The organism is Methanobrevibacter filiformis, from assembly GCF_001639265.1.
GTDB classification, from domain to species: Archaea; Methanobacteriota; Methanobacteria; order Methanobacteriales; family Methanobacteriaceae; genus Methanacia; species Methanacia filiformis.
The window spans coordinates 1-2,328 of record NZ_LWMT01000118.1; the positions used below are offsets into that span (position 1 = coordinate 1).

At 25.0% G+C, this 2,328-nt stretch carries 2 protein-coding genes and 1 pseudogene; all 3 read right to left on the minus strand.

Going from position 1 to position 2,328, the window contains the following annotated elements:
- Positions 1 to 245 (minus strand): annotated as a pseudogene (locus tag MBFIL_RS03960) (hypothetical protein); the annotation flags it as partial.
- 384 nt (positions 246 to 629) lie between these two features.
- Positions 630 to 1,313, minus strand: coding sequence for an NADPH-dependent F420 reductase (npdG, locus tag MBFIL_RS03965; protein ID WP_066971706.1), 684 nt, complete (start codon positions 1,311 to 1,313; stop codon positions 630 to 632).
- A gap of 594 nt (positions 1,314 to 1,907) precedes the next feature.
- Entirely contained in the window at positions 1,908 to 2,192 is a 285-nt protein-coding gene (locus MBFIL_RS03970) for a putative quinol monooxygenase (protein WP_066971708.1), read from the minus strand.
- Positions 2,193 to 2,328 lie beyond the last annotated feature (136 nt).

A 2,328-nucleotide genomic window follows, 5' to 3' on the forward strand; every position in this document is an offset into this window, starting at 1 on the left:
GCCTTTTCAAGTTTACGACCAGACCTTATACCATCAATCTGACCCATAAGAATATTTCTAGCAAGCATTCTCCTAGAATAAGCTTTCTTACCTGGAGTATCCGCATATTTAGAATGCAAATCACCAAAATCATACCGACTAACCAATTCCTCAATAAAAAAACAAATATGATTATCTGGAATAAAGTCCCTCAAATTCAAAGGAAGTAAAAACACCTGACCAATACTATCTTCATGCAAAACCATAAACACCAACTCAACAAAAACTAAAAAACACTAATAATATATTACACCCCATAATATTTAAAACTAAGCATAACTAAAAAGAATCAAAAAATAATTATTGCACAGCCAATTGAATTAAAAAAAATAGATATAATAAAATTAGTATTATTAAATACATGTAATACTTAAAATAAAAATAGGAATATTAAATTTAAATAAAAGTAAAATAATCAATATCCATTATTTTATCGATATGATCATCTATTGTTTTAATTTATATATAAATATTCTAAAATAAGATTATAAATTTTAAAAAGAGTAATGCTTATTAAAAGTTTATGAATAATTATTATTACTATTCTAGTCAATCCTCTTAATATCATTCCTCATTTAATTAAAAAATAGCTACTTTTTATCTGGCAGACCAGTTATTCTTAGTCCACCGTAGTGTGTTTTATATCGAATATTAAGTCCTATAAGAAGTGCAGTTATTCTTTCAACAGTTCTTGCTTGTTCTAGTGGTCCAGCATCCACACATTTGATGCCTGGTATTTTTTCAATTAATTCCATAGCTATTGCTTTTGCTTCATTATCATCTCCAGAAACAAGACAATCACAGTCAATTTCACTATCAAACTTCATTAAACTTGAAGAACTTATGTTGTTAAATGCAGAGACAACTTTAACATTAGTTCCTTTTAAGATAGCTTCGGTTCGCTCAGCTGCTGAACCTTCCCATAATGAGAAATAGGTCATTGATGTGCCTCCGATATTTGATTGTAATGGGACGGTAGCATCAATAAATATTTTATCTTTAACATGTTCTTTAACAGAATCTAAAGTTGGTTTTTGAGCGAGAATAGGAACTGTTAATATTAATATGTCTGCTTTACTTGCAGCATCTTCATTATTTAATCCTTTTAAATTAGGTAAGCTATTATCTTTAAGAAGCTTTTTAACTTTTTCAACAGCTTGTTCTGCTTTTTCCGCTTTTCTTGACCCAATAATAACGTTTTCACCAGCTTGAACAAACCTAATAGCTATTCCTAAACCTTGATCTCCAGTACCACCAAGTACTGCTATTGTCATATAAACATCTCCTAAAAAATAAAATCTTTTGTAAATAGAAAATAATAAAACTAAGAATAATTAATTTAAATCAAACTTTTATAAGCGAGAAATAGAAGATTTTTCTAAATTTTCTGGAAATAAGAGGTTGATCAAAAACTATTTCATGAAATAATCATTTAAAGCATAAAAAGTGCTTTTATTGATTTAGACTAGTTTTTATTTACCAATAAACTAATTTTCAATTAATAAATTATTCTTCAATTAATAATTTTATGTATTGTTTATCTATTAATTTATTTATAAATTTAATCTTTGACTTTAATTATAATGTTATTTATATATTTAATTATTTATAAATTACTACAGGTTTAATTAAATCTAATATGTTTTCTTATCTTTTATTTCTCAAAATAGTTTTTAAGAATCTATCAGATGAATCGTCCTTGAATTAGTTATAAGTTGAGCAATCATAGACTAATTTGATAAATACTTTTTAAAAACGCTTTGACATATTATTGAGTATATATAGAATTATTTAGTAAAATCAAGAAAAATTAAATATTAAAAATAAAATTAAAGAAATATTGATAAATATAAGTTAAAAATTATTAATTAATTAACAGTATATTGCCTAATATCAATTTCTTCTGCTAGAATGTCTTTAACTTCCTCTTCAAAATCTTTAAAATGATCAGTATTTAAATGTTTGTCAAGTAATTCATTATTTTCCCATTGTTCAACCATCATAAATACATTATTTTCTTCTGTATCAGCATAAAGATTATAGCTAATGTTTCCAGTTTCTAATCTAGTTTTTTCAATAAGATTTTCAGTTGCTTTTAAAAACTCATTATTTCTACTATTCTTAATTACCATTTTTGCTAAAACAAAAATCATTTTTTAACTCACAGCTGTTAAGTTAAGGATTTTTCATGTTAGATATGTAGTGTGTAATGTTGTGATGTTTTTTGTTTATATTCTTATTTTTCTTTTAGCATGTTTTTTATTCTTGATATTGTTAGTCTTGTGTGTC